This is a genomic window from Clostridioides sp. ZZV15-6388, assembly GCF_020657755.1.
In the GTDB taxonomy this organism is placed as follows: domain Bacteria; phylum Bacillota; class Clostridia; order Peptostreptococcales; family Peptostreptococcaceae; genus Clostridioides.
In genome coordinates, this window is the sequence record NZ_JAGWCU010000001.1 from 186,169 (window position 1) to 212,801 (window position 26,633).

Here is a 26,633-nt window from a genome sequence, read left to right on the forward strand (position 1 = left end):
GAAAAAATATAATTATGGAGGACTTTATTATATAAATGAAAGATTATTATAAAATAGGAGAAATATCTAAAATATATGGTATAGGTAGAGATTCTTTAATGTACTATGAAGAAATAGGAATTCTAAAACCATTTAGAGATACTAATGGATATAGAATGTATAATATATCTGATATATGGAAATTGAATTTGATAAAAGAATTTAGAAGTTTGAATTTTCCAATGAAAAAGATAAAAGAATATTTAGATGATAGAAGTATAGAATCTACAAAAACTATATTAAATGAAGAACTTGATTTAATTGACAAAAAGATGCTTGAGCTTGTAAGTCACAAGGAAAATATCATAACAAGATTAAGTTCAATTGAAAGTGTGATTCAAAATACTAAAATAGACGAGATAGAAGTTGTATATATAGAAAAAAGGAAAGCCTTAGAATTAAATGCTGATATAGAAAGAGATGAAGATTTTGATTTCTTAATTCAAAAGCTTCAAAAAGAATATGAAGACAGATTTAATATACTTGGAAATAATAATATTGGTTCTGCTTTTTCTATTGAAGCAATCAATAATGGTATCTTTAATGAGTTTAAGTCGGTATTTTGTTTTTTGGAAGATAATGAGGAGATATATAATATAGTTTTTGATGAAGGATATTATGTAACATTAAATTATACTGGAAGTAACTCCAATAATAAAATATATATGGAAAAAGTATTTAGATTTATAGAAGAAAATAATTATAAAATAAATGCGGCACCAATAGAGATATATAAAATAGATATACATGAAACTGGAATTGTAGATGAATTTGTAACTGAAATTCAAGTTCCTATAACTAAATAGCTAAATTTTAATGGATTAGACAATAAATAATATAAAAAAATGTAAATTTACCACTAATTTGCCACCGTATTATAAAATCGGTGGCAAATTATATTTTAAGACCTTCTAAAATATTTACTGTTTCATTTTTCATTTTATGTGTGACATAAGAGTAAGTCTTAATTATATTTTATATTAGTTAAAGTATAAGTATATAGTGCTTAGATTGAAAATTAGTAATAATTATCTTTATATTTATATCCAGTTAAGAATATATAATTTTGATTTTCGACAACATTTATTATTTGTTTACTATATAATTTAATTAGTAATGTATAAAGAGGGGGATATAGGATGAAAATTAAGGAATTATTAAAAATTAATATCAACATTTATCAGACATAAATCTTATTAGATTAATAGTTATGGATGATAAAGTAGTTAACTTAATGTTTTGGAGGGGAATTTATGTTTGAGAAGTTTAAAGTATTAAAAAGTTGGCAAAAGATATTAATTGTTATTATAGGAATTTTATTATTACCATTAACATTATTATTATTTTCTATTTTATTTTTAGTAAAAAGTATAAATAAAAATAGTAATAAATTAGTAAAAACATTAAAAGTTGTTATAAGCTTATTTGTGGTATTTATACTCTTAATGTTCAATTGGGTATGGTGGGGAGCAACGCTCAAAGTAGCAACAGAACCTAATTTGAATGAGCAACAAGAAATAAAAAGAAAAGAAGAAGAACAGGATATAAAAGACAATGAAGTAAAAGAAAAACAAGAATTAAAAGCAAAAGAAGAAAAAGATAAATTAGAGCAACAAAAGAAAAAAGAGTTAGAAGAAAAGAAAAAACAAGAGGATTTAGAGTTAGCTCAGAATAAAAAGGAAGAAAAGGAAAAAGCAGAAAAACTTGCTAAAGAAAATGCTGACAAGTCAACAGAAAACGCTCAAGCTCCAAATCCTAAGACTGAAGAATCAAATCCAACCAACCAAAAAACATCTGAAACTGTATATGCAAATGGAGGAAAATCTAAATCAAATAAATATCATTCTTCTCCTACTGCACATAATATGGAAGGTGCAATTTCAATGAGTAGAGAAGAAGCAGAAGCAAATGGATATGTAGCTTGTAAAACATGTTATTAGTAACAAAGAAATAGACTAGTGTTTAGCTAGTCTATTTCTTATATTATATCTCTAAAGATTCTATAAGAGGATTATCACTAAACAACTTTAACAGATTCGTCTTTTTATATCCTTTAGGTAATTTAGTATAGATAATTACTTCTAGCCAATCTCCATCAATGCGTTTAATATTCATATTTATAATTTCAATTTTAGACTGTTTAAATTTTTCTTCAATATATGAGATTGAATCCGTGCTGTTAGAAATTTTAAGAGAAACCTGTTCTGCTGTAGGGAGTTTCATCCATTTCCTATCTCTATGAAGTAGTATTTGAGTGATAACGATAATAATGCTTGAAACAATACCAAGTAAGTATAATCCACAACCAATTGCAAGTCCTGTACCTGCTGTCGCCCATATACCAGCAGCTGTAGTAAGTCCGCTTACTGATTGATTTCTGATAAATATTAATCCTGCTCCTAAAAAACCTATTCCACTGACAACCTGTGCTGCAACACGGGCAGGGTCTAAACCAATACCTGGAGTACCTACTACATCATCAAATCCATATTTGGAAACAATGATTATAAGTGCTGATCCTAGTGCTACTATAAAATGAGTTCGGATTCCAGCTTCTTTTAGCCTATTCTTTCTTTCATATCCAATCAAAGCTCCACATAAACCAGCAATAATGATTCTTGCTATATATTCAAATTGAATAAGTATATGATTATTCATCTATCTAGCACCCCCTTTTATGTAATATTATATATACTATAACACTACATTTTTTATGTGGATATAGTAACATTTGAAAATTATATGATTGTTGCATCTAAATCTAAAATATGAAAAAGTATTTTATGTATATAAAAATGGTATAAGGGATATATAAGATTATATAATTAAAGAGCAAACTTAAATTAATTAAGATTACTCTTTATAATGGTAAATATTTTTATTTACAATAATTAGACAAAAAAATGTCTGTATTTTTTATATCTGCAAAACTATGTTGTAAAGATGCCATAAATACTTGATGTACAGTTTCAGCAGAAATCTCTTTGTCATCCCAAAATAAATTTTTTGTTGTGCAAGCATCGCTTATAAGAGTAATATCGTATCCAAGTTTCTTTGCTGTCCTTACACTTGTATCAATACACATATGACTCATCATTCCACAAATCACTAATTTATCTATGTTTTTTTCTTCAAGACAACTTTGTAAACACGTTTTAAAAAAACTATCTGGTGTATGTTTAATGATAATTTCTTCATTCTTAAGTGGAAAAACAATTTTATTTATCTTTGAACCATAAGTGTCAGGTAGAAAGAATGATGTAGTTGAACTCATTGATATATGCTGTACATGAATAATTGGTAAGTTATTTTTTCTAAAGAGTGTCAGTATTTTTTTAGCATTTTCAGCAGTTTTTTCTGTATTAAATAATTCACATTTCCCATTTTTAAAATAATCATTTTGAATATCAATTAAAATTAAAGCTATAGACATATTTATACCTCCTTTTATATTTTTATTATAATACTGTTAAATGAAATGTAAATTACTTACTTTTTGGTATGTATAGAACTATTTATTATAATAGATTCCTTTATTGTCTAAAAATTCTTGTTGTCCATGTTCAAGCATATATTCTATACCTATTTCTTGCATTATCTCTACAGCTTGTAACATTTTTTTGCCACGATTAGTAAGAAAATATTCAGTATGTAATGGATATCCAGTTGAACTGATTTTATCAACAATACCAAATTCTCGAAGTTCTTTTAACTGTTGGATTAACATTTTTTGACTTATTCCATCTATACTATGCTCTAAGTCAGAGAATGTTTTATTACATTGTCTCAATTTAAATACAATTATAGTCTTCCATTTTCCTTTAATGATATCATGTACAATTTCAAGAGGGCATGTATATTCATCTCTTATTTTCATAATATATCACCTCCATAAAATGATAATAAATTATATCACTGCTTTTATAATATGACAAATCTATATGAAGTATATATAAAATTTGTGTTTTATTAAGTTCTAAATTTCTTCTAATATAGTTCACACTTAGTACATAAATAGTTAGTAATATATAAGTAAGTAATATATTTGATATAAATTAAATAATTTTAAAATAATTTATGATAATTTAGAGGAGGAAAATATATGAATATATCAAGAAAAGCTATGAGAATAATAGAATTAGCACAAAGGATTGCAACTAAAAAAGGTATCTCAGTAGAGGAAGCTTGGGATGAGGCATTAAAAGAATATAAACAGAAATACCAACATATTGCATAGAAATTTAAAAATATAGTTCAATTTTGTAAAGTAGAAAATATCATATAATCAATAATTGATTTTTCTGAAAAAATTATAAATTTACAAATTTAAATTATTTTAAAAAATTTAGAATATTTAGTAGAAGTTAATAACTTTAAATGATACTATAAATTATAAGGTATATCATTATTAACACAAAAGGAGGATGTACACTTGATTGTAAAAATAGATAATACTTTAGAAAAAAAATTTTGGCAATATGTATCACATGAAGAAAGTTTAAACTTATTTATAATTGGATATGTTGAAAACTATGGATTTAGTTCTGATTCTCAAGAAGTGTGGTCTCAGACAAAAAAAGGAAGTATAACTTCTATAATATTAAAAAATAAATCAACACTTATAATCTATAGTTTAGAAAATAATTTTGATGTAGAAGAAATGGAAAGCCATATAAAAGGATTAGATATAGAAAGTATAAGTGGAAAAAAGTGTGTAATAGATAGACTAGTGAGTATATACAAAGATTTTTATGAAAAATTGGATAATAAATTTTGTATATTAAAGAAAATAAAAGAGTTGGATTTTTCTACTATAAATGAATATAGGATAGAAAAGGCGTATGAAAAAGACATTGATGAAATAGGAAAACTTTTAAATGAATCAGGATATAAGGTAAGTCCAAAATACATAGAAGCAAGAAAAGAATACTTAAAAGAAGGTAATGTAAGAGGATATTTCATAAAAGATAATAATACTATGATTAGTACTGTATCAACTGGTATGGAAACTAGTTTTTTGGCAATGATAGTTTCTGTAAGTACAGACAAAGAGCATAGAAAAAAAGGGCTTGCTAGTTATATGGTGTACAATTTAAGTAAAGAACTATTGTCAGAAGGGAAAATACCATGTCTTTTTTATAATAATGAAATAGCAGGAAAAATATATCATAATATAGGATATGAAGAGACAAATGAATGGACAATACTTTTTAAATAATTCTAAAAACACAAAACTCCATCAAGAATTAAAGTATTTATAAATAGATTTATTTTTACTATAATTCATGAGGGAGTTTTATTTTAATTAAAATGTTATTTTTTACTGCTTAAATAGTCAAGTGTTTTAAGTTTGTAACCTTCTTTTTCCCAATGTGTAAGTACTTCATCCAATATCTCAGTATTAGTTGAAGAATTTGGATGTAATAGAACTATTGCACCAGGATGTGTTCTAGAGTAAATTTTGTTTTTAGCAAACTCATGAGTAGGTTGTTTCTTTTCATACCAATCTACATAAGCAAAACTCCAAAATATAGATTTATAACCCAAGTCTTGTGTGTATTTTAGAGATTGTTCACTAAATTTACCCATTGGTGGTCTAAAATATTTAGGCATTTCTTTTCCAGTAACATCTTTATATGCTTTTTCTACACTTACAATTTCTTCTTTGAATTTTTCAAAATCTGTAATTCCAGCCATTGATGGATGACTTTTTGAATGATTACAAACCAAATGACCTTCTTTTTCCATACGTTTTATTAAATCTGGATTACTTTTTATATAACTTTCAACTACGAAAAACTGTGCCTTTGCATTGTGTTTTTTTAGTGTATCTAGTAACTTTGGAGTGTTCCCACTTTCATATCCAGCATCAAATGATAAGTATATAACTTTTTCATTAGGGTTTCCTACATAATATGAGTCATATTTCTTAAAAAAATTGGCTTCTTTTATAGGGGAGGGTTGTTTACCATCCTCTCGAGGGTTAAAATACCAATCGTATTCATGTGTATCAAGTGTTGGACTAGAAATTTGAGTTTTTGTTTTATCTAGCGATTTAAAGTTCATACTAGCAATTCCAAAAAGTATTAGAGCAAATGCCCCTATCATAATGTATTTTTTTAGGCTATCTTTTTTCACAATGTCACCTCTTATTTAAAATTTCAAGTAAATCTTTCTTACAATATAGTTTGAATATTTATAGTTAAAAATATTCATATATACAAATAATAAATTAAAGAAGTTTCTTTTAAGATATATAAAATAATATTAATTATCTTAAACAAAATACATATAAATGATAAAATATAAGGAGCAATTATTGTGTAGAAGTTAAATTGGTTTAACTTGAAGGGATATAAAAATGGATAATATAATAAGTATATTGAATGATGTTGTTTTTTTAGATATAGAAGTTAGTGGAATAGACTATTTAAATTCAGAAATTTTAGAAGTTGGAGCTGTTAAAATTAAAGATTGGAAAGCTGAGACATATCAATCGTTAATAAAAAATAAAGCTGAAGTGCCTATAGAAGTATTCTCTCTATGTGATAATCTTAAGAAAATTGATTTAGAAGACGCTTTTAATCTAGAAAGGGTAGAAGAGGAGTTAAGAAATTTTGTAGGAGATAGTCTGATTATATGTCATGATTTAAGTTTTAAAAGAAAGTTTTTTGAGTACTATATGCCAAAGCTAAAAAATAAATTGATTGATTCAATTGAGTTAGCAGTTATTTTAGAGCCATATCATAAGGATTATAGTTTGGGGTATTTAAAAAGTACTTTAACTAGCGATAAATCTGAGACCAAGAATAGAGCTTTATCAGATGCTATTGATACTATAAATATTGTAAATTCTCTTTTAATAAGATTTAATAATCATGAGAAAACTAGTCTAGAGCCATTAAGTTTTAAAATAAATTCCTATCTAAATAAGTTTAATCTTGGAAAATGGGAATGGAGTAAATTCTTAGAAGAAGCAAAATATGATTTATTTCATGATGTAAGTATTATAAAAGAACATGAAGAGTTTAATCCAAAAGGAGAAAATGTAAAGGAAAAAGAAACTTTAAAAATTTTACGTGAGCAAGAAAAGAAATATGAAGAATTATTAAAATATAAGCATATCTGGGAAAGTAAAGAAGGATTTACATATGAATATAGACCAGGTCAGTATGAGCTTACTAAGGCAATACGAGAATTGTTTAGAAATAATGAAGATGACGAAAAAATTGCGTGCATAGAGGCACCAACAGGGATAGGAAAAAGTGTTGGATACTTATTGCCAGCTATATTAGAAGCCAGAATTAATAAAAAAAGATTACTAATTTCTACTGATACAAAAGAATTGCAGATACAATTGATAAATAAAGATATTCCAAATGTGTTAAATTCTTTAGGGTTAAATGGTAAAGTAAGTTATGGATATATAAAGGGAAAAAACAACTATATATGTATAGACAGATTAGAAGCATATATAGTAGATTATGAGTCTCAAGAACCTACTAAAGAAGAAATATTATCTTTAATATTTTTAGAAAGATTAGTTGAAGGTGGCAAATATGGAGATATAGAAGAAATAAACTATTGGGTATTGGATAACTTCAAGGAAATAAATACTCACTTAAGAAATATAAGTTGTGACCCAAACATGTGTAAACCTAAAAAATGTAAAAAAGATTGTCTATATAAAAATAGGACAGAAGAGTTAAAAGATGAACATATAACAGTAATAAACCACTCCTTATTAGCTAAATGGCCATATAAAGATGAAAAGCCTTTAGAAAATATAATAGTAGATGAGGCACATAATTTAACTGAAAAAGGATATGATTTTTTTTCAAGTATCATAAATTCAAAGTCTTTAAGATACTTATTACAAGAAATTTATCCTTATGAATTTATACAAGATAGCAGTTTTATGTATAAAAAAACTAATAGAAACATGAAGAAAATAAAGGCTTTTGATAAATTCTATCATATATTAAAAATTGAAAGAAAAGATAAACAAAAAATTGCTAGGAGTATAAATCTTATTATTGAAGAAATAGATTCAATATTATCATTTGGTAACTGTAGTGAATATAATAATGTAAGCAATTATAACCTAAGATGGGAATTAAATTTACAAATAGATGAAATTGCAGGAAAAATAAAAAAAGATGATATAGATACTGAAGTTAGCTATAGATTATATAGTGAAAAGATAAAACTAAGTTGTGAAAAAATAATAAAAAATTTAGTTTCAATAATAATTGTAATTTATAGGAATATTGATGATGATAGTATAGATAAAGAAGCAGATATATATAAGTTTGGAAAAGCAAAGACAAGAGATTTAGAGGATATAAAAATTGTTTTTGAAATTTTCTTGGAATATGATGAGAATGATGACTATGCAAGAATAGTTGAAATTGAAAAGAATTATAATGATTTTGAATTTAGAGTAGTTCCATTAAAAATAGCAGATTTGTTTGAAGAAAATATTTTATCTCAGTTAGAGAAAGGAATATTTTTATCAGCAACCTTAAGTTTATCTGAAAATATGTCTTATTTTAAAAATACATTGGGAATAGATAGGGTTAAGAATATAGAAAAAATTATAGAACCAATTTTTGATTATAAGAATATGGTTTCTGTAGTCGCATTTTCTGATATTTGTGAGTATAAGAATACTGAATTTCCAAATGAGATAAGTAAAATTATATCGAATATATCACGAATTACAGAAGGGCATACATTAGCTCTGTTTAATAGTAAAAATAGACAAGAAAAAACTTATGAGATATTAAAAAAATATTTGCATGGTTTAAATTTAGAAATTTATGCTAATAAAAAAGGCGTTAGACATCTTAATGATTTAAATAGAAAGTGTGTAGTACTTGGTTCAAAAGGCTGTTTTGAAGGAGTTGATATTCCAGGCGATGGTTTGGTATGTGTAACTTTGGACAAACTTCCTAATTTAAACCCTAAAGACCCTTTGTATTATACTATAATGAAGAAGTATAATATAGATTATTATAGTATAAATTATCCGCAGATGACTATAAAAGTAAAGCAAGCTATGGGAAGACTTTTAAGAAGTAAATATGATTATGGATGCTTTGTGATTTTTGATATTGGCACTAATATAAGCACATTAAAAAGGCTAGAGCAAGATTTGCATGGTTGTAAAATTTTAAAAATGAATAGTAATGACTTCTATACTTATGCAAAACAACACTTAAATAAATCTAGAAGCCTAATACTAAAATCTGTTATATTTGATACTATAAAAGCATTACAGGTCAATACTAAAATAGATAATGATGACGTTGATAAAAATGCTATAAAAAAAGATATCAATGAAAATATAAGGCAAAGAGCTGTAAAAGGAGAGGTATATCATATAGATATTGAAAATAAAGATATGAAAGTAAAATATTTCGATAAAAATTATTTGATAAATCTAGATGTATTTATGAGAGAAAAACATAAAAACTAATGGTGGGAGTGATATATTTGGCAAAACAAAAGTTTTATGCTGTGAAAAAGGGCAAAAAAATTGGAATATATGATACATGGGATGAGTGTAAAAAACAAGTAAATGGATTTTCAGGAGCTGAATACAAGAGTTTTGCTACATTACAGGAAGCAAAAGAATATGTTTATGGAGCAACAAAGCCAATATTTAAAGAAGATGAAGAATTTATAGAGGCATATGTTGATGGTAGTTATGAGCATTCAATAAAGATGTATGGTTCAGGTGTTGTAATTCTAAAGAGTAATGAAGTCATAAAAACTTATAGTAAAAAGGGAAAGGAGCAAACTCTAGTAGGTATGAGAAATGTGGCTGGTGAGATAGAAGCTTCTAAAATTGCAATGCAGTACTGTATTGATAATAATATTCAAAACCTGATTTTATATTTTGACTATGAAGGTATTGAAAAGTGGTGTACTGGAGTTTGGAAAACAAACAAAGAAGGAACTATAGCATATAAAAACTTTTATGATAGTATCAAAACTAAGTTAAATGTCAAATTTATGAAAGTTAAAGCTCATTCTGGAAATAAATACAATGAAGAAGCTGATAAGTTAGCTAAAAAAGCTATTGGTATATAATTAGAAATTAGCATACCGTTAAAAAATTATTGACTTATAACCAAAAAAGCAGGATTGTATTATAATAAGATAAGTTTCTGATTTCAAAATAATTGATATTATCAATTAAGTAAAGCTCATTTAATATAATGCAATCTGCTTTTTTATATGGTAAAATTATAAAATTTTATATTATGTCTAATTAGAATTGACCATAAAGACCTTCAAGTTCTTCTTTTAACAATTCAGGGTCATTTATACCAATAGACATAGTTCTAGCTAATATATTTGCCTGGTCATAAGTTGATGTCCAAGAGAATACACCACCTAAACAGTTTCTAAGCACATATTGAGTTTTTAGGAATATGGATAATGAATCATCATATGACATTGCAAATTCTCCATCTTTAACTAAATATGGAACCTGAGCAACCCTATCAAATCTATATTCATATCCATTTTTATTTATATAGTCTCTTCTAAGTTCATCGTAAGTTCTTGTTATAGTAGCACCTAATCTTCCATAAAATGGTAGACCAAGAAGTATTTTTTCAGAAGGCATTCCAGCATTTTCAAGGTTTCTGACCATTGCATCAACACTATATCCTGGTAAGGATAAGTCTGAATCAAAAAGGTTTGCTTGATGTTTTCTACCATTTGGACCTGTTTCACCTGCTGTGAAATCATAACTCATAAGATTAAAATAATCTATTATTGGAGCTATTTTATCTATTTCAGCACTTGAGTTTATATATCCCATATCTCCTGTTCCAGCTACACTAAGCCATTTCTCATCTCCTATAACATCTCTTATAGCTGTTAGTAAAAGTGTGAAATTCTCTCTATCTTGAGGTCTTGATTTTATACCAGCTGCACTACTTCCAGGATATTCCCAGTCTATATCCACTCCATCTAAAGCATATTCATTTATCATTTGATTGACTTGTCTTGCAAAGTTATATCTAGATGTAGGAGTCAAAGCTGCATCGGAAAATCCCTCAGCTCCCCAACCACCAATAGCTACAATTACTTGTAAGCTAGGTTTTTCAGCTTTAAGTGCAAGTAATTGGTTTAAAAATCTAGGATAAGGAATAAATAAATTACCATATTGGTCTATTTCAGCAAATGCGAAAATAACTGCATCTAATAGCTGGGCATCTACATTAGTTGGATTACCAAGAACATATTCCATTACAATCGGATTTATATCTGGACAATTTATATTTTCAACTATTGGATTATATGGGTCATTTATTTGTGGTCTAACTAACTTTTTTGAGTCTTTTAATGTTTTCATAGCTATTTTTTTAAAATTTTTTTCACTTGTATAATCATAATTTTTGTAATTTTGTTTATAGAAATCTTCATAGCTACTATCTTCTTTATCGCATTTATCATAGCTATTATCCTCTTTACTACATTTATCATATTTGTATTTTATTTCATCGCAGGATTTATCTTTAAGTTTATCCTGTTTGGAGTTATGAATTTTGTTAGTATTTTTAGTATGTTTTTGTCCGCAATCACAACTATCTTTAACATCCTTACTGTATTCTTGTTTGTGGTCATGAGATTTGTTTATACACTTAACATTTTCTTGTTCGTAATCATTTTCAATATTTTTAGTATGTTCTTTTTTACAATTGTAAGTATCATCAATATTTTTAGTATATTCTTCATCTGTGTAATTATCTGGCACAAAGCATAGATACCAATCCATACATGAATACTTTTTATTACAACTATTTACTCTATTTTTTAACTCTTTATAGTTTTTAGGATATGGCAAAATAACAGGCATTCCAGGGAACCAGTTTGCAGGAGTAACTACATTATCTCTATCACTAGTTTGAAGAGCATCTACTATTCTAAGTATTTCTGGTATATTTCTGCCTGTAGTCAATGGATAATAAAGAATAGTTCTTAATATTTGATTATTATCTATAATAAAGACAGAACGGATAGTAGATGTATCACTCATTGGTTTTGATATCATGCCATATAATTTGGCAATTCTCATATCTCTATCTTCTATGATAGGGAATGGGATTTCTACACCTGTAAGTAAAAACATATTGTACATCCAAGCTAAATGAGAGCTATTGCTATCAACACTTAGGCCGATTAATTCTGTATTTCTTTTCTTAAATTCATCATAATATTTAGCAAAGCATAAAAATTCAGTAGTACAAACTGGTGTAAAATCACCAGGATGTGAAAATAAAACAACCCAATTACCTTTGTAATCAGACAGTCTAATAGGGCCATCTGTTGTATTGGCTTTAAAATCAGGAGCCTTGGATCCTAAACTTGGCAAATTTGGCATGTAAATCACCCCTCAATAAATTATCATTTATTTCATTCTATTAATTAGCACAGATTAGTGTTACTATTTTATTAAAATGAAGGAATACTAATGTCAAAAAAAGATATTTATTAAAAATATTTAATATTTTCGTAATATAAATGACAATAATAATTGCTATTTTTTTACTAATTTGGTATAGTAATGGATAAGGGGTAGTGTCAATATTAGTGATTATACGAGGTGATTGAATTGAAAAAAATTCTAAGAATTTTAGTTATCTCCATGATGATATGTTTTGCAATGACTTTTGCATTAGTATTAATAAATTCAGTTATGGGAGTACATGTAGGATTGGATTATTACTTTTTAATGGCGAGTGTGCTTACAGTATGCTTGACTACAGGAGTTGTTTTATGCAATGCTAGAAAAATATTTGCTAACAAAACTATACATACAACAAGAATGAAAAATGTCAGTGCTAATAAAAAACAAAAAAGTCATTCTAGGGATATAAAAAGAAAGATATCATAATTTATGTAAAGGAAATATTTATGTATAAAATAATGATTGGTAGGTAAAATAAAAACACGATTTAACTTGTGTTTTTATTTTTTTTCAGGAATTATGATATAATAACCAATAAGAAATTTAGTTTATCATAAATATAAATATTGCTAAATAGAGAGGGAACTATAATGAATTTTAGAGATTTATTTGAAAAAACTGTAGATTTTATTGATGAAAAAAGAAAATCTATAGTAGCAGTTTCATTATCAGCATTAGGCATACTTGTTTTAATCATAGTATTTTTCTTAAGTAGTAATGAATTTAGTGTAGGAAATGAAGCAAATGAGTTGTTAAAAATTGTAGAGAAAAGACAATACTCTATTGCTGTGGATTACTATGCAAGTGTAGATAAAAAATTTTCTGATTCAAAAATGGAAAGGTTTAATAAATCCGTTTCTAAAAAAATAAATAAATTATTATTAAATAGTGGTGACAAATATTTAGATGGAGATATAAGTCAAGAAAGTTTTATTGGACTAATAAATACAGTAAAATCATTAGATAAAATAAATATAAATGTAGATGATTTAATAACTCAAGCTGATAGAGTTGGAGAAATGTATAAAGAAGAAAATATTACTTACAATGTGGCAATTGCTTACATAAATACTATTTCAATTTTAAATGGTATAGGTGGGAACCTAGATGTATACAAGCAAAATGTAGAAACAATTAAAGAATCTAGAGATGTTTATGACTCTGCAATAAAAGACCAAAAAGTATATAAGTATTATGATGCTATTGAAAAATATAATAAAGTATTAAAAGAAGACGAAAAATATTACAATCTAGCTCAAAACGCTAAAAAACAATGTGTTGAAGAAATGTATGATTACTATATAAGTAAAGCAGAAGAAGCAAACACTTCTGGTGATTATGAGAAGGCATTACAGTATATAGACTATCTAAAAGAAGACTATTCAGACGATGAAAAGGTACAAAGTTTAGAGAAGAAGTATAAAAAGAATTTATCATTGTATACTTTAACATCTGATGACATTATAAATATAATCTCTAAAAAAAGTGGGAAAGAAAAGGCAAATCTATCTATAAACTCACTTACACAAATGGTAAAAAACGATAAATACTATTATGCTGAGGTATATGAGTACGATAAATTAATAAATGAAGTTTTAATAAGTGCAAAAACTAAAGATTTATATTCATATAAAGATGGTAAAAAAGATTATAAGGTAGATTATGGAGAAGGATATTTTAGAATATTAGAAGATGGAAGTTATCAATTTGGTATTACTAAAGATAAAGCTAAATTTGTGTTGACTAATACCCTTGATGAGAAAGAAAATAAATATAAAAAGGTTGATATATTGGATATAGAAAAAGCTGATAAATATGTGAAAAGTAAAAAAAGTTTAGAAGAATTATTTGGAAAACAAAAAAATATTTATTATTATGCTGTAGTAAACAAAGGATTATTTAGAGGAAAAGAAGTTTATGCTATCAACATATACAATGAAAAAATATATTCCATATCAGAAAAAGGATTAAGTGAATATTAGTTATTTATATCAATAATGTTAAATTATTATATAATTAAAAAGTTTTTGGTTTTTTAAGGCATATTATGTAGTAATATAATAGTAGGTGTATATAAATAATTTTATTGTAAGGAGAAGTAAGGGATGATTAATGTGAACAAAAAGCTAGTTATAGCTATTGGAGCTGTAGCATTATTATTAGTAATATTTGTAGGTATAATGTGCATGCAGTTCAAAGGGGAGAAAATAGCAAAAAACACATATGTTAATGGCATAAGTGTTGGAGGATTAACTAAATCGCAGGCTAAGCAGGAATTAGCTAAAAAATACAATTTAGATAATGTTGAATTTAACTACAACAATAGAAATTGGAAAGTTAAAAGTCAAGACTTAAATTTATCTGCTGATTTGGATAAAACTGTAGAAAATGCATATAATTTAAATAGAAAGAATGGTTTCTTTAGCAACTTATCAAAAACTATTTCAGCAAATTTTGGTAAAAAGAGTGATTTAGTAGTAGTAACAAATTATGATAAAAATAAATTAAAAGCAGAAATGGAAAAGATAGCTAAAGAAATAGATGTAGAGGTAAAAGATGCAACGATTGATATAAGTAGTGAAAAGGTAAAAGTTGTACCAGATTCTGATGGACTTAAAATGGATATTTCTAAGAGTATGAATAGTTTTGATAGTCAGGTTAAAAAAGGAAAGTATACAAATAAGTTAGTAGTAAAAGCTACTTCAGCAAAAATAAAAAAAGAGCAACTTGCTAATATAGACACAAATTTAGGTAAATATGCAACAACATTTAAAACTTCTCAGGTAAATAGAAGTATAAATATAAAATTAGCAACAGATAGTATAAGTAATATTTTACTTATGCCAGGAGAAACTTTTTCGTTTAATGAACATACAGGAAAAAGAAGCAAAGCAAATGGATATAAAAGTGCTCCTGTTATAGTAGAGGGAGAAATGGAAGATGATTATGGTGGAGGAGTTTGCCAAGTTTCATCGACACTATATAATTCTGTTTTATATGCAGGCTTAGAAATTACTAATGTAAAAAATCATACGATACCATCAAGTTATGTTCCAAAAGGAAGAGATGCTACTGTTGCAGACAGTGGAATAGATTTCCTATTTAAAAACAATCTTAAGCATCCAATTTACATAAAAAATTACGTTTCAGGAAATCAACTTGTTTGCAATATATATGGAAGTGCAGAGGATAAACAGAATATAACAATATCAACAAAATTAGATGGTGTCTCACAAACTACAATGAAGAGAGTCAATGATTCTTCAATGCCTAAAGGAAAAGAAAAAGTAGATAAGAGTGGAAGAAATGCATACTCTGTATCAACATATAGAACATTTAATGATGCAAATGGCAAGAAAATTAAAACTGAAAAAATAGCTAATTCATATTATCCTAAGAAGGAAGGTATTATATTAGTTGGAACTATGGAACCAAAACCAGAAGAAAAGCCAAAGACAGATGAAAATAAAGATAATCAAAATACAAATAACCAAAATACAGATAATAAACCAAAACCAGAAACACCACCAACTGATAATAAACCTAGTGAGACACAACCACAACCACAAGCTTAAAGTTCTCAAGAATAGGATTTATGTAGAGTATTAAAAAATATAAATCTAAATAGGAGGGATTACTTTGAATTTAAATAATATAACTAATTACGTTCAAAGTATTTGCGAGAATATTTCTAATGTGTTAGATGTAGATGTTACTTTAGTTACAAAAGATTTAACTAGGATAGCAGGAACAGGAATATTCAGAGGTAAAATAGGAGAAACAATATCAGAGAAATCTGTGTATTCTCTTGTTTTAAAAGATGGAAAATCCTATGTTATAAATAAGGAAATAGAAGAGAACTGCAATAAATGTGCAAATAGAGAAAACTGTAAAGAGTTAGCGGATATATGTACTCCTGTTAAAATGGGAGAACATATACTTGGAATCTTGGGTATAGCTGCATTCAATGAAGAGCAAAAAGAAAAGATACTTTCAAAAGATAAGGAGTTAACTGCTTTTGTAAGGAGTATGTCTGATTTAATATCTTTTAAATTGGATGAACTATACAAACAAGAGGTTAAGACTATGGATGACCTTGAAAGAGAAGCTATAGAAAATGCTATCAAAAAATATGGAAGTAATACAGAAGGAATGAAAAAAGTAGCAGAAGCATTGAATATAGGCATAGCTACACTTTATAGGAAAGTAAAAAAATTCAACATTAAAAGTTCGTAATATTGTAAAAAAGGTAACCTTTTCATAAAAAGAATGGGGTTACCTTTTTTATTATGAGAATAATGGTAAAAAATGTATAGTTTTGACTTGACATATTAAATATGTTATCTTAAATATATATTTTGAAGTGGAGGTGAGTATTATTTTAGTGAAAGATATAAAACAAGATATAGAAAACATGCCTAGAAAAATTTTAGATATATCTTTGATAGAAGAAAATAAAAGCGATTTGACTTTTTTTAACATAGAAGAAGAAGATGGTGATGAGACACTAAAAGCATTAAAGCAAAGTTATGTGACTACCAATTATAAAGAAGAGACTCTTTTAAATTTACAAGGAGCTTTGAAGTCAAAGTCAGACACAACATCAAAGGAGTTAAAATTAGAATCATATAAGAGATACAATAATGCATTGGATTTAGCATATAAAGACTATATAACTAGTGCTATCAATATGGTAAATAAAGCTTTAGAAATAAATCCTAAAGATATTGATATATTAAATCTTAGAGGGCTTCTAAAGTTATTAAAATGCGACTTTGCTAAAGCATTTGAGAGTTTTTATACTGCTCTATGTTATGAAAATAATCATATATCAAGAAAATATGTTAATTTAATTTCATCTGAAGATTTCAAAACATTTTTAGGCAGATACAATCATTCTATAAGGTTTATAAATGAAGAAATGAATTATGAGTCAATACATATTTTGGAGAATATAGTAGAGGAAGAACCACAACTAATAGAACCATATGTAATCTTATCTTTATTGTATGATAAGCTAGGTAATGTAAAAAAGAGAGAAGGATATTTGGACAGACTCAAAGAGATAGATAAAGATAATCCAGTATTTGAAAAAGAAGAAGAAAAACAAGAAGATACAAGTAAAAAAGAAGAAGAAAAACGAGTTAAAAAGAAGAAGAAAAATAGCTTACCATATATTGTACTTGCTTGTATTGTAATTGCAATGGGGGTATATTTTATTCAAAGTAAAAAGAGAATAGAAACCTTGAATAATCAAATAAGTAAGAAAGATGAGAAGTTAACTGAAACTGATAAAAAACTGGGTGAAACAAATAAAGAATTAGAAAAAACAAATAAAGAGTTAGATGAAGCTAAAAATAAAGAACCAGAAAAAGAAATAACTGTAGCTAATGAGGAAGATTTATACTATGAGGCTTTGGATTTAAAGAAAAATAAAGAATATGAAAAAGCGATAGATAGTTTCAAAAGTATAGTTTCCTCAGGGAAAACTAAAAAATATATTTCTGAATCAATATATCAATTAGCAATAACAAATAAAGCATTGGGAAATAAGGATGAAGCCATAAAGTATTATAAGAAGTATATAAATACTTATACTAAAAATGACCAATACTATGATGATTCATACTATGAGTTAGGCATGCTTTATTATGATAATGGAGATTTAGAAAATGCAAAAAAAACTTTTTATAGTTTAAGAAGTGAAGTTCCAGATAGTATGTATAACAATTCAAAAATAAAAGAAATTTTAAGCAAAAAATAGATTTATATAATTAAGTTTTTTGAAACAACCAAGTATGTATTTTATTAAATTAAAATAAAAATAAATTTAAAGAGAGATTGTATTAAATCATAACTTTCTGTTTGAAGAAAGATATTTGCTTGTTGATAAAACTACAAATATATGGTTTGAAACAATCTCTTTAGTTTTTGGAGGTGGAAAATGAAAGTTTTCAATCAATTAGTAATAATTTTATGTATATGGGTAATAGGAGAGTATATAAGCTCATTTATACAAGGTGCTATACTTATTCCTGGGAGTATAGTTGGCATGCTATTATTATTCCTATTGCTACAATTTAAAGTGTTGGATTTAAGTAGTATAGAAAATATAAGTGGATTTTTCCTTGATAATATGGCTGTATTTTTTATACCAGCAGGAGTATCACTTATAAAATCATTAGACCTAATAAAAGAAAATGTATTAGTACTTTTGCTAGTTATATGTCTAAGTACACTAGTGGTAATGTATACCACTGGAATTATAGTGGAAAAAATGATAAAAAAGAAGGAAGAAGGGCAAAAGAATGTATAATGTATTACAAACGCCAGTATTTGGCATAATAGTAACAATCGTGTTTTTTAATTTAGGGAGATACATTCAGAGAAAAACAAATAATCCTATATGCAACCCTATGTTAATTGCTATTGTAGGAATCATATTATTTCTAAGCATAACAAAAATTCCTTATGAAAACTACAAGATAGGAGCAGATAGCATAAATTTCTTTTTAGGACCTGTTACAGTAGTGCTTGCAGTTCCACTTTATAAACAGTTTGAATTATTTAAAAAGCATATGCTTGAGATTGTTATAGGAATAGGTTGTGGTATAATAATTTCCTTTGTATCTGTATTAATAATTGGTAAAATAGCTAATTCAGATGTAAGTATAATAAATTCACTTATTCCAAAATCTATAACAACACCAATGGGAATATCTTTAGCAAATTCTTTAAATGGTGTAGAGTCAATAACAGTAGTAGCTATAATTTTTACAGGTATCTTTGGGGGGATGGTTGCTTCTACCGTATTTAAACTTGGAAATATAAATCATCCAATTGCTAAAGGAATTGCACTTGGTACATCGGCACATGCTTTGGGAACAACTAAAGCTTTTGAACTTGGAGAAGTGGAAGGAGCGATGAGTGGAGTTTCTATTGGGGTTTCTGGTACAATTACAGTAATATTAATCCCGATTATAATGAATTTTATATAAAAATATAAAATAACAATAGGTATCTTGAATTCTTAAAACAAAAATAAAATAAAAAAATTTTAAAATAAAAACTAAATTAAAAAAATGCAAATAATGAAATAAAAAAATCATGTGCTGAAATTATAAAAACAAAAATTTCATTTAAAAATTAATTATGAATAAAGAATTATATGGTTAAGTTTACTAAAATACTATAAAAATAAATATTTAAGAAAAAATACTATAAATTTACTATATTGCAAGTTACATAATATATAGTATCATATTGTGCTAGAAGAATTTTAATTTGAAGCATAAATGAGAGAATTTAAGTACTTTGAAATTTTGGAATATAAAAAAATACACTAGACATATATAAAAAAGATACTATAATAGATGATGTAATAGATGACAGTTCAAGAAATTCTATGAAAAAATTTGCTTGAAATATTATCTATTACATCAGTAATATTATATATATAAGTAAGTTTTTAAAATTCTAAGGATTTAGAAGAATTGAAGGGAGAAAGAAATGAGTGAAGTTAAGAATACCCTACAAAAACATCCAGCTTTAAGATATTTAACAATGCTACTGGGGATGTTGATGACATCTATAGGAATAAATGGGTTCTTAAGACCAGCACATCTATTAAGTGGAGGTGCTACAGGTATAGCAACATCTATAAACTATTTGACAAATATCAATGTGGGTCTATTAACATTTTTAATCAATATTCCAATATTTATTTTAGGTTTTATATACCTAGAAAAGGAATTTTGTATTTCAAGTTTATTCAATATGATTGTATTTTCATTATTATTAGGTGCAACTCAGGAAGTAAGTAATATCATACCTATCAATGATATATTACTTCAAAGTGTGTATGGAGGTGTATTATCTGGTTTAGGAGTTGGTATTGTATTTAGAACTAGGTCTTCTCAAGGTGGTACAGACATCATAGCTGCAATACTGAAAATTAAGAAAAATATAGAAATGAAAGATACTGCTTTAGCAATCAATGGTTTAATAGTACTTACAGGAAGTTTTTTATTTGGTTTAGATTTAGCATTATATACTCTCATAGGATTATTTCTAAATGCATATTCAATGAATTTTATTAAAGATGCAATGAATTATCAAAAATCTGTTATGGTAATGTCAACTCAAGTCGATTTGATAGCAGAAGACATAATGAGAAGTTTAGTTAGAGGTGTAACTTTCTTGGATGCAGAGGGTGCATACACTCATCAAAAAAAGAAGATTATATATACAATAGTTTCATCAAATGAGATACCAAAGATAAAGGATATAGCTTTAAAATATGATAAAAAAGCATTTATATCTGTAAATGATGTTACAGAGGTAAAAGGAAGAGGATTTAAAGCAAAAGACTTATAAAATATAAAAATATAAGCTGAGGGTCTGTAATATGTAAATTTATATATTATAGTCCTCAGCTTCATTTATTTTAAAATATAATAAACTATGGCTTATTTACTATTTGTGTATCACTTTCAAAGAGATTATTTTAAAATTAAAATTGAAAAAATTACTCAATGTGTAGAAAACATGACCAATATTAGGATATAATAAATTTAATAGATTTAATAAAATATCTATGAATAACGTTGGAGGAATGGCATTATGAATTTATCTAAAGAATATGTTGATTTGTATGATAATTATTTAAAATATATAAATGAAGTAAACAAAGAGATTAGAAGCATAAAAAATATGAAAAAACGTGTTTTAAAAAAAGGTGATTTTGCATCAGAAAGTGAAGTCTTGGAATTAGAAGGAAAAACAATTCGAGATATAGATGATGTAGACACAAAAAAGCCAAAAAATAAAATATATAAATTTTCTAATGGAGATGTATATGTAGGAAAGTTTTTAGAAGGAAAGATGGAAGGTCAAGGTTCATATACTTTTTTTGTCGATGAAGGAACTGATATGGAGTACATAGGAGAGTTTAAACAAGATAAAAAAAATGGAAAAGGAAATTTTGTATTTTCAAACGGTAATGAGTATATAGGTTATTTTGAGGAAGACATGATGAATGGCATTGGGAATATGCTCTATAACAGTAAAGATGAATATATTGGAACTTGGAAGAATGGCAAAAAAGATGGAAAAGGTATCTATAAATGGAATGATGGATGTATATATGCAGGAGAATTTAAAGGTGGAAAGATGGAGGGCTATGGTATTTGCTATAATAGTGAAGGAGAAATACTTTATGAAGGAGAATGGAAAAATAATTTGATTCATGGAAAAGGAACATACATATGGGCAAAAGGAAAGAAATATGTAGGAGAATTTATGCATGGTAAAAAGCATGGCCAAGGTACTTTTTATCTAAATAATGAATTAGTTTATGAAGGAACTTGGAAATTTGATAAGCCATCTATCTTTGACAGAACTTTAGATGAAATATTTTCATTAAGATTGTAGCTTTATCTATTAATAGGTAAAGCTTTTTTATAATACTTATTAAATAAAAAAAATATAAACAGATGTTAATAGGATTTAATCAGTATATATTATCAGTATTAATACATGATAATGTATATATTAGAAATTTTTAGTGAAGTTTTTTAAAGGAGGAATATATTGAAAAAATTAATTGCTTTAGTATTAGTAATACTTATTGTTTTATTTTATAGTCCTGAATTATTGAGAGAAGTAGATGATTTGAAGGAAGAATTTTTTCAAAGCGAAATATGGAGTGAGTTTTTAGATAAAATAAACTTAGGTGATAATTCAAAGAAAAAGGAAGATGAGAAAAATCAAAACTCACAACCAGATGATAATGGAGAGAATAATTTAAACGAGACTAATATAAAAAATTTTGAAAAACTAAATTTAGGAGAAAACTTAACTCAAGTTTTAGCTAATATTGGAAAGCCTGGCAGAATTGATACTAGTGAATATGGATTTGACTGGTATGTATACAACCAATATGGAAAAGATTTTGCAATGGTTGGTATTGAAAGTGATGAGGTAGTTGCACTTTACAGCAACTCTATGGACTCATGTGAAAATCAAGATATAAAAATAAATCAAGATAGACAGACAGTGAGAAACAAGATTACGCCATTAAAATATAAGAAAAAAGGAAATACTAGATATATAATAAATTCAGAAAATCAATATGATATAATAAGTAAGAGAGGTAAATATATTACAATTTTCTACGATATTCATGAAAAAAATAGAGTTTGTTCATATTTAATAATTGATAAAACTACAGAAGATGAGTTCAAAGAATTATATCCAACTGATAAAGAAGAGCTTAAAAAATGCTTTGAATTTGAAATTATAGACCTTGTAAACAGTGTTAGAAATCAAAGAGGATTGAATTCACTAAGATATAGTGAACAAGCTACTTTAAGTTCAAGAAAACACAGTGAAGATATGAGAGATAATAATTTTTTTGACCATATAAACAAAAAAGATGAAACTCCATTTGATAGAATGAAAAGAGAAGGAATAATATATACCTCAGCAGGAGAAAACATAGCAGCAGGACAGATTAATGCAATATATGCACATGAAGCTTGGATGAATTCAGAAGGACATAGAAAAAATATTTTGGGGAATTATAATAATATTGGAGTTGGAGTAATATTTGGAGGAAGTTATAAAACGTATTACACTCAAAATTTTTATAAATAACTAAAATATTTGAAAGGAAGTTTAAAAATGACACCAGGGAAAAAAAAGACAATATTTAAGTGCTTAATAGCAGTAGTCTTGTTTTGTGGAATAATACTAATAGCCAATTTTAGTAAGGTTTCTGCTTTAATGACGGACACAAATGAAAATATTTTAATTAAACATGGTTCAAGGGAAAAGAAACTAATAGCAATTACCTTTGATGATGGACCTCATCCTAAAGAAACTGGTCAAGTCTTAGATGTGTTAAAGAAGTATAATGTAAAGGCTACTTTTTTTATAGCTGGAAAACATGCACAGTGGTATAAAGAACCATTGGTAAGAGCAAGTAAAGAAGGGCATGAAATAGGAAATCATACTTTTAATCATCCTGATATAAGCAATTTAACTTCTAGTCAAATTGAAGAAGAGATTGTTAAGTGTGAAGAAATTTTAAAGAAAGTTACTGGAAAGAAACCTACATTATTTAGACCACCATTTGGGAGTTACAGAGAAAAGGATTTATTAGAAATTGCAAAAAAGCATGATTATAAAGTAGTTTTATGGACAGGAGTAGATGTGAAGGATTGGAAAAATCCTGGAGCTAATAGTATCGCAGATAAAATAATTAATAAAGTACAAAATGGAGATATAATACTTTTACATGACTATGCAACTGATGATACAGTTAAAGCTTTGGACATGTTTATTCCAAAGATGATAGAAAAAGGCTTTAAGTTTGTTACAGTTTCTGAATTAATGAAATAATTTTTTTGGGGGGAGATTTATAGTATGATTCTCATGATAGACAATTACGATTCTTTTGTATATAACTTAGTACAATATATAGAAGAATTGGGGGAAACAGTTATAGTAAAAAGAAACAACGAAATAACATTAAGAGGTATTGAAGAACTAAATCCAGAGGTAATTGTGTTATCTCCAGGTCCATGTTCTCCAAAAGAAGCTGGGATTTGTATAGATATTGTTGAATATTTTAAAGGTAAGAAGCCTATATTAGGAATTTGTTTAGGGCACCAAACTATTGGATATGTTTTTGGGGGTAATATAATAAAAGCACAACAGCCTGTTCATGGAAAAGTATACAGTATAAACCATATTAACAAGGGAGTTTTTAGTGGTCTTAAAAATCCTTTAAATGTTACTAGGTATCATTCGCTTATAATTGATTCTGATACAGTTCCAGAAGAACTTGAAGTTACCGCAACAACAAATAAAGGTGAAGTAATGGGAATTAGACATAAGAAGTATTTAATAGAAGGAGTACAATTTCATCCAGAAGCTATTTTATCAGAGTATGGTCATGAAATGCTGAAAAACTTTATAAAAGAAGCTAGGGAAAGGATGGATATATAAGATGATAAGAGAAATAAAAACTAAATTAAATTCTTTTGAGATATTTACTATTTTTAGAAATGAAAATGATAGTTTTATATTAGATAGTGCTATGGACAAAGAAAAATTAGGAAGATATTCTTTTATAAGTAGCCAGCCATTTAAAGTATTAAGATATAAAAATACTGATGAAAATCCATTAGAAAATTTGAAAAAAGAATTAGATAAATATAAAGTTATAAATAAAACTAATTTGCCGTTTATAGGTGGAGCTGTAGGATATTTGTCTTATGATTTGGGAAATTATATAGAAAAATTACCTAGAACTGCTATAGATGATATTGAGATACCTGATATGTATTTTGGATTTTATAACCATGTTATAGTAATAGACCATTTAAAGGAAAAAACTTACATAGCTACTCCAGATATAGATATAAAAGTAGAAGAAAAAATAATAGCTGATATAGAAGAAAAAATATTAAGAGAAGAGAAAAAAGGAATAGATAGTATATGTTATCAGGAAAAAGATGTAAAACCTATTCAACTTAAATCTAATTTTACAAAGGAAGAATTTAAAAATGCAGTTGAAAATGTTAGAGAGTACATAAGACAAGGTGACATATATCAAGCTAACTTGACACAAAGGTTTAGTGGGGAAACAGAACTGACAAGTTTTGAGTTATATCGAGATTTAAGAAGATTTAGTCCAGCACCATTTGGAGCATTTTTAAATTTTGAAGAAGCACATATCTTATCAAATTCTCCAGAGAGATTTATAAGATGTATTGATAAAAAAATAGAGGCAAGACCAATAAAAGGCACTCGACCAAGAGGTAAAAATAAGGAAGAAGATTTAAAGCTTCAAGAGGAGCTTAAAAATAGTGAAAAAGATAGAGCAGAGCTACTTATGATAGTGGATTTAGAAAGAAATGATATTGGTAGAATATCTAAAACTGGAAGTGTCAAAGTTCCAGAGTTGTTTGTAATTGAACCTTATGCAAATGTAAACCATCTGGTTTCAACAGTTGTAGGGGAACTAAAAGATGATAAGGATGCTACTGATATAATAAAAGCATCTTTTCCAGGTGGTTCTATAACAGGAGCACCTAAAATTAGAGCAATGGAAATTATAGATGAACTGGAACCAACACAGAGAAATGTATATACTGGTTCAATTGGGTATATAGGTTTTAATGGTGATATGGATTTTAATATAGCAATTAGAACTATAATAAAAAAAGATAAAAAAGTATATTTTCAAGTTGGAGGAGGTATGACTTGGGATTCTGACCCAGATGAAGAATACCAAGAAACACTAGATAAAGCAAAATCTATAATGAAAGCCTTGAGGGGATATTATGAAGAATAATTTAAGCTTTAATAGTAGCTTGAGTAAATTTGGAATTGGGTTATTTGAGACTATTAAAGTTAAAGATGGTATAGCTATAGATTTAAATACACATATAGATAGGATGCTTAATTCGATAACATGTTTGGATTTGAATATAAATTATGAAAAGCGATTCCTAATAGATGAAATTGTTAAATACATAAAAAAAGAAAATATTATTAATAAAGCACTTAGGATTACCGTTTTTGATGAAGGTTACAATATATCTATTAGAGAAATTCCATACAATAAAGAAGCATATAATAAAGGTTTGAAATTGACTATATCGCCTATAGTCAGGGGTGATAGCCTAATCTATAGACATAAGACTACTAATTATTTTGAAAATATTTATACTAAAAATATTGCAAATAAGAATGGATACAATGATGGGATATTTATAAATTCAGATGGTGTAATTTTAGAGTGTTCTATGAGCAATATATTCTTTATAAGAGGAAGTAAAGTATATACACCAAGTAATAAATTACCAATTTTAAATGGAACAATAAAAAAAAGGATTATAAAGATTTGTGACGAATTACATATAGAGTTGGTGGAAAATGAAATTAATATATCAGAAATTAGTAGTTTTGATTTTGTTTTTGTCACAAATAGTCTTATGGGAGCAATGAAAGTTACAGAAATTGACAAGACAGAATTTAACAAAGAAAATGTTATTTTTAATAAAATAATAGAGTGTTTGTAATAAATTAAAAT

25 protein-coding genes are annotated in these 26,633 nt (G+C 26.6%); 20 read left to right on the plus strand and 5 right to left on the minus strand.

Annotated features, from left to right (window positions below):
- Positions 1–35 precede the first annotated feature (35 nt).
- A complete protein-coding gene (locus tag KGF48_RS00840) occupies positions 36–845 on the plus strand; it encodes a MerR family transcriptional regulator (RefSeq protein ID WP_227827291.1) in 810 nt (269 codons plus the stop codon).
- Positions 846–1,292: 447 nt separating this feature from the next.
- The gene (locus KGF48_RS00845; protein WP_227839560.1) at positions 1,293–1,979 is read left to right on the plus strand and encodes a hypothetical protein; all 687 of its coding nucleotides are present in this window, start codon (positions 1,293–1,295) and stop codon (positions 1,977–1,979) included.
- Positions 1,980–2,022: 43 nt separating this feature from the next.
- Here KGF48_RS00845 and KGF48_RS00850 read toward each other — a convergent pair whose 3' ends face one another.
- The 3 genes from KGF48_RS00850 to KGF48_RS00860 all read right to left on the minus strand — a co-directional run bounded on the left by KGF48_RS00850 (position 2,023) and on the right by KGF48_RS00860 (position 3,916).
- Positions 2,023–2,697: an MgtC/SapB family protein gene (locus KGF48_RS00850; RefSeq protein ID WP_227432770.1), complete on the minus strand. Its 675-nt coding sequence runs from the start codon at positions 2,695–2,697 to the stop codon at positions 2,023–2,025.
- A gap of 220 nt (positions 2,698–2,917) precedes the next feature.
- Positions 2,918–3,472, minus strand: coding sequence for a cysteine hydrolase family protein (locus KGF48_RS00855; RefSeq protein WP_227839561.1), 555 nt, complete (start codon positions 3,470–3,472; stop codon positions 2,918–2,920).
- A gap of 78 nt (positions 3,473–3,550) precedes the next feature.
- Positions 3,551–3,916, minus strand: coding sequence for a winged helix-turn-helix transcriptional regulator (locus tag KGF48_RS00860; RefSeq protein ID WP_227839562.1), 366 nt, complete (start codon positions 3,914–3,916; stop codon positions 3,551–3,553).
- A gap of 225 nt (positions 3,917–4,141) precedes the next feature.
- On the opposite strand from KGF48_RS00860, the gene KGF48_RS20215 reads away from it, so the two are divergent.
- Together KGF48_RS20215 and KGF48_RS00865 are read left to right on the plus strand one after the other, a co-directional pair.
- Entirely contained in the window at positions 4,142–4,276 is a 135-nt protein-coding gene (locus KGF48_RS20215; RefSeq protein ID WP_255611360.1) for a hypothetical protein, read from the plus strand.
- Between the two features lie 195 nt (positions 4,277–4,471).
- Positions 4,472–5,257 carry a GNAT family N-acetyltransferase gene (locus KGF48_RS00865; protein WP_227841447.1) on the plus strand — a complete coding sequence of 262 codons (786 nt, stop codon included), beginning with the start codon at positions 4,472–4,474 and terminating at the stop codon, positions 5,255–5,257.
- 95 nt (positions 5,258–5,352) lie between these two features.
- Here KGF48_RS00865 and pdaA read toward each other — a convergent pair whose 3' ends face one another.
- Positions 5,353–6,177, minus strand: a complete 825-nt coding sequence (gene pdaA / locus KGF48_RS00870) for a delta-lactam-biosynthetic de-N-acetylase (protein WP_227827295.1) — start codon at positions 6,175–6,177, stop codon at positions 5,353–5,355.
- A 223-nt stretch (positions 6,178–6,400) separates the two neighbouring features.
- Here pdaA and KGF48_RS00875 point away from each other — a divergent pair, with 223 nt between their 5' ends.
- Both KGF48_RS00875 and KGF48_RS00880 read left to right on the plus strand, forming a co-directional pair.
- Positions 6,401–9,520, plus strand: a complete 3,120-nt coding sequence (locus KGF48_RS00875) for a helicase C-terminal domain-containing protein (protein WP_227867660.1) — start codon at positions 6,401–6,403, stop codon at positions 9,518–9,520.
- Between the two features lie 17 nt (positions 9,521–9,537).
- Positions 9,538–10,137 (plus strand): ribonuclease H family protein, encoded by a 600-nt coding sequence (locus KGF48_RS00880; RefSeq protein ID WP_227841288.1) that lies wholly within the window; start codon positions 9,538–9,540, stop codon positions 10,135–10,137.
- Positions 10,138–10,318: 181 nt separating this feature from the next.
- Here KGF48_RS00880 and KGF48_RS00885 read toward each other — a convergent pair whose 3' ends face one another.
- Complete coding sequence (locus KGF48_RS00885; RefSeq protein WP_227841287.1) at positions 10,319–12,442, minus strand: peroxiredoxin; 2,124 nt, start codon at positions 12,440–12,442, stop codon at positions 10,319–10,321.
- 264 nt (positions 12,443–12,706) lie between these two features.
- Here KGF48_RS00885 and KGF48_RS00890 point away from each other — a divergent pair, with 264 nt between their 5' ends.
- The 14 genes from KGF48_RS00890 (at position 12,707) to KGF48_RS00955 (ending at position 26,622) form a co-directional block, all read left to right on the plus strand.
- Positions 12,707–12,955 (plus strand): hypothetical protein, encoded by a 249-nt coding sequence (locus tag KGF48_RS00890; RefSeq protein WP_255612780.1) that lies wholly within the window; start codon positions 12,707–12,709, stop codon positions 12,953–12,955.
- Positions 12,956–13,119: 164 nt separating this feature from the next.
- Entirely contained in the window at positions 13,120–14,511 is a 1,392-nt protein-coding gene (locus tag KGF48_RS00895) for a UbiD family decarboxylase (protein ID WP_227841286.1), read from the plus strand.
- Positions 14,512–14,634: 123 nt separating this feature from the next.
- The gene (locus tag KGF48_RS00900) at positions 14,635–16,104 is read left to right on the plus strand and encodes a VanW family protein (protein WP_227827301.1); all 1,470 of its coding nucleotides are present in this window, start codon (positions 14,635–14,637) and stop codon (positions 16,102–16,104) included.
- Between the two features lie 64 nt (positions 16,105–16,168).
- A complete protein-coding gene (locus tag KGF48_RS00905; RefSeq protein WP_227841285.1) occupies positions 16,169–16,765 on the plus strand; it encodes a GAF domain-containing protein in 597 nt (198 codons plus the stop codon).
- Between the two features lie 178 nt (positions 16,766–16,943).
- Positions 16,944–18,293: a tetratricopeptide repeat protein gene (locus KGF48_RS00910; RefSeq protein ID WP_255287774.1), complete on the plus strand. Its 1,350-nt coding sequence runs from the start codon at positions 16,944–16,946 to the stop codon at positions 18,291–18,293.
- Between the two features lie 180 nt (positions 18,294–18,473).
- Positions 18,474–18,845 (plus strand): CidA/LrgA family protein, encoded by a 372-nt coding sequence (locus tag KGF48_RS00915; protein ID WP_227841475.1) that lies wholly within the window; start codon positions 18,474–18,476, stop codon positions 18,843–18,845.
- Positions 18,838–19,527, plus strand: coding sequence for an LrgB family protein (locus KGF48_RS00920; protein ID WP_227827304.1), 690 nt, complete (start codon positions 18,838–18,840; stop codon positions 19,525–19,527). Before KGF48_RS00915 ends, KGF48_RS00920 begins: the two co-directional genes overlap by 8 nt.
- Before the next feature lie 511 nt (positions 19,528–20,038).
- Positions 20,039–20,905, plus strand: a complete 867-nt coding sequence (locus tag KGF48_RS00925; RefSeq protein WP_227827305.1) for a YitT family protein — start codon at positions 20,039–20,041, stop codon at positions 20,903–20,905.
- Positions 20,906–21,151: 246 nt separating this feature from the next.
- The gene (locus tag KGF48_RS00930) at positions 21,152–21,961 is read left to right on the plus strand and encodes an MORN repeat-containing protein (protein ID WP_227827306.1); all 810 of its coding nucleotides are present in this window, start codon (positions 21,152–21,154) and stop codon (positions 21,959–21,961) included.
- A 159-nt stretch (positions 21,962–22,120) separates the two neighbouring features.
- A complete protein-coding gene (locus tag KGF48_RS00935) occupies positions 22,121–23,185 on the plus strand; it encodes a CAP-associated domain-containing protein (protein ID WP_227840131.1) in 1,065 nt (354 codons plus the stop codon).
- 27 nt (positions 23,186–23,212) lie between these two features.
- On the plus strand, positions 23,213–23,932 hold the full coding sequence (locus KGF48_RS00940; RefSeq protein ID WP_227840132.1) for a polysaccharide deacetylase family protein: 720 nt from the start codon (positions 23,213–23,215) through the stop codon (positions 23,930–23,932).
- Positions 23,933–23,956: 24 nt separating this feature from the next.
- The gene (locus KGF48_RS00945; protein ID WP_227840133.1) at positions 23,957–24,541 is read left to right on the plus strand and encodes an aminodeoxychorismate/anthranilate synthase component II; all 585 of its coding nucleotides are present in this window, start codon (positions 23,957–23,959) and stop codon (positions 24,539–24,541) included.
- 1 nt (position 24,542) lies between these two features.
- Entirely contained in the window at positions 24,543–25,892 is a 1,350-nt protein-coding gene (gene pabB, locus KGF48_RS00950) for an aminodeoxychorismate synthase component I (RefSeq protein WP_227867661.1), read from the plus strand.
- Positions 25,882–26,622, plus strand: a complete 741-nt coding sequence (locus KGF48_RS00955; RefSeq protein ID WP_227867662.1) for an aminotransferase class IV — start codon at positions 25,882–25,884, stop codon at positions 26,620–26,622. Before pabB ends, KGF48_RS00955 begins: the two co-directional genes overlap by 11 nt.
- The last annotated feature ends 11 nt before the right edge of the window (positions 26,623–26,633 follow it).

Coding starts and splice junctions, on each gene's coding strand:
- KGF48_RS00945 (WP_227840133.1), top strand. CDS start 23,957: ATGATTCTCATGATAGACAATTACGATTCTTTTGTATATAACTTAGTA.
- KGF48_RS00890 (WP_255612780.1), top strand. CDS start 12,707: ATGATGATATGTTTTGCAATGACTTTTGCATTAGTATTAATAAATTCA.
- KGF48_RS00860 (WP_227839562.1), bottom strand. CDS start 3,916: ATGAAAATAAGAGATGAATATACATGCCCTCTTGAAATTGTACATGAT.
- KGF48_RS00875 (WP_227867660.1), top strand. CDS start 6,401: ATGGATAATATAATAAGTATATTGAATGATGTTGTTTTTTTAGATATA.
- KGF48_RS00910 (WP_255287774.1), top strand. CDS start 16,944: ATGCCTAGAAAAATTTTAGATATATCTTTGATAGAAGAAAATAAAAGC.
- KGF48_RS20215 (WP_255611360.1), top strand. CDS start 4,142: ATGAATATATCAAGAAAAGCTATGAGAATAATAGAATTAGCACAAAGG.
- KGF48_RS00930 (WP_227827306.1), top strand. CDS start 21,152: ATGAATTTATCTAAAGAATATGTTGATTTGTATGATAATTATTTAAAA.
- KGF48_RS00850 (WP_227432770.1), bottom strand. CDS start 2,697: ATGAATAATCATATACTTATTCAATTTGAATATATAGCAAGAATCATT.
- KGF48_RS00845 (WP_227839560.1), top strand. CDS start 1,293: ATGTTTGAGAAGTTTAAAGTATTAAAAAGTTGGCAAAAGATATTAATT.
- KGF48_RS00955 (WP_227867662.1), top strand. CDS start 25,882: ATGAAGAATAATTTAAGCTTTAATAGTAGCTTGAGTAAATTTGGAATT.
- KGF48_RS00940 (WP_227840132.1), top strand. CDS start 23,213: ATGACACCAGGGAAAAAAAAGACAATATTTAAGTGCTTAATAGCAGTA.
- KGF48_RS00925 (WP_227827305.1), top strand. CDS start 20,039: ATGAGTGAAGTTAAGAATACCCTACAAAAACATCCAGCTTTAAGATAT.
- KGF48_RS00885 (WP_227841287.1), bottom strand. CDS start 12,442: ATGCCAAATTTGCCAAGTTTAGGATCCAAGGCTCCTGATTTTAAAGCC.
- KGF48_RS00840 (WP_227827291.1), top strand. CDS start 36: ATGAAAGATTATTATAAAATAGGAGAAATATCTAAAATATATGGTATA.
- KGF48_RS00915 (WP_227841475.1), top strand. CDS start 18,474: ATGAAAGTTTTCAATCAATTAGTAATAATTTTATGTATATGGGTAATA.
- KGF48_RS00895 (WP_227841286.1), top strand. CDS start 13,120: ATGAATTTTAGAGATTTATTTGAAAAAACTGTAGATTTTATTGATGAA.
- KGF48_RS00900 (WP_227827301.1), top strand. CDS start 14,635: ATGATTAATGTGAACAAAAAGCTAGTTATAGCTATTGGAGCTGTAGCA.
- KGF48_RS00855 (WP_227839561.1), bottom strand. CDS start 3,472: ATGTCTATAGCTTTAATTTTAATTGATATTCAAAATGATTATTTTAAA.
- pabB (WP_227867661.1), top strand. CDS start 24,543: ATGATAAGAGAAATAAAAACTAAATTAAATTCTTTTGAGATATTTACT.
- KGF48_RS00920 (WP_227827304.1), top strand. CDS start 18,838: ATGTATAATGTATTACAAACGCCAGTATTTGGCATAATAGTAACAATC.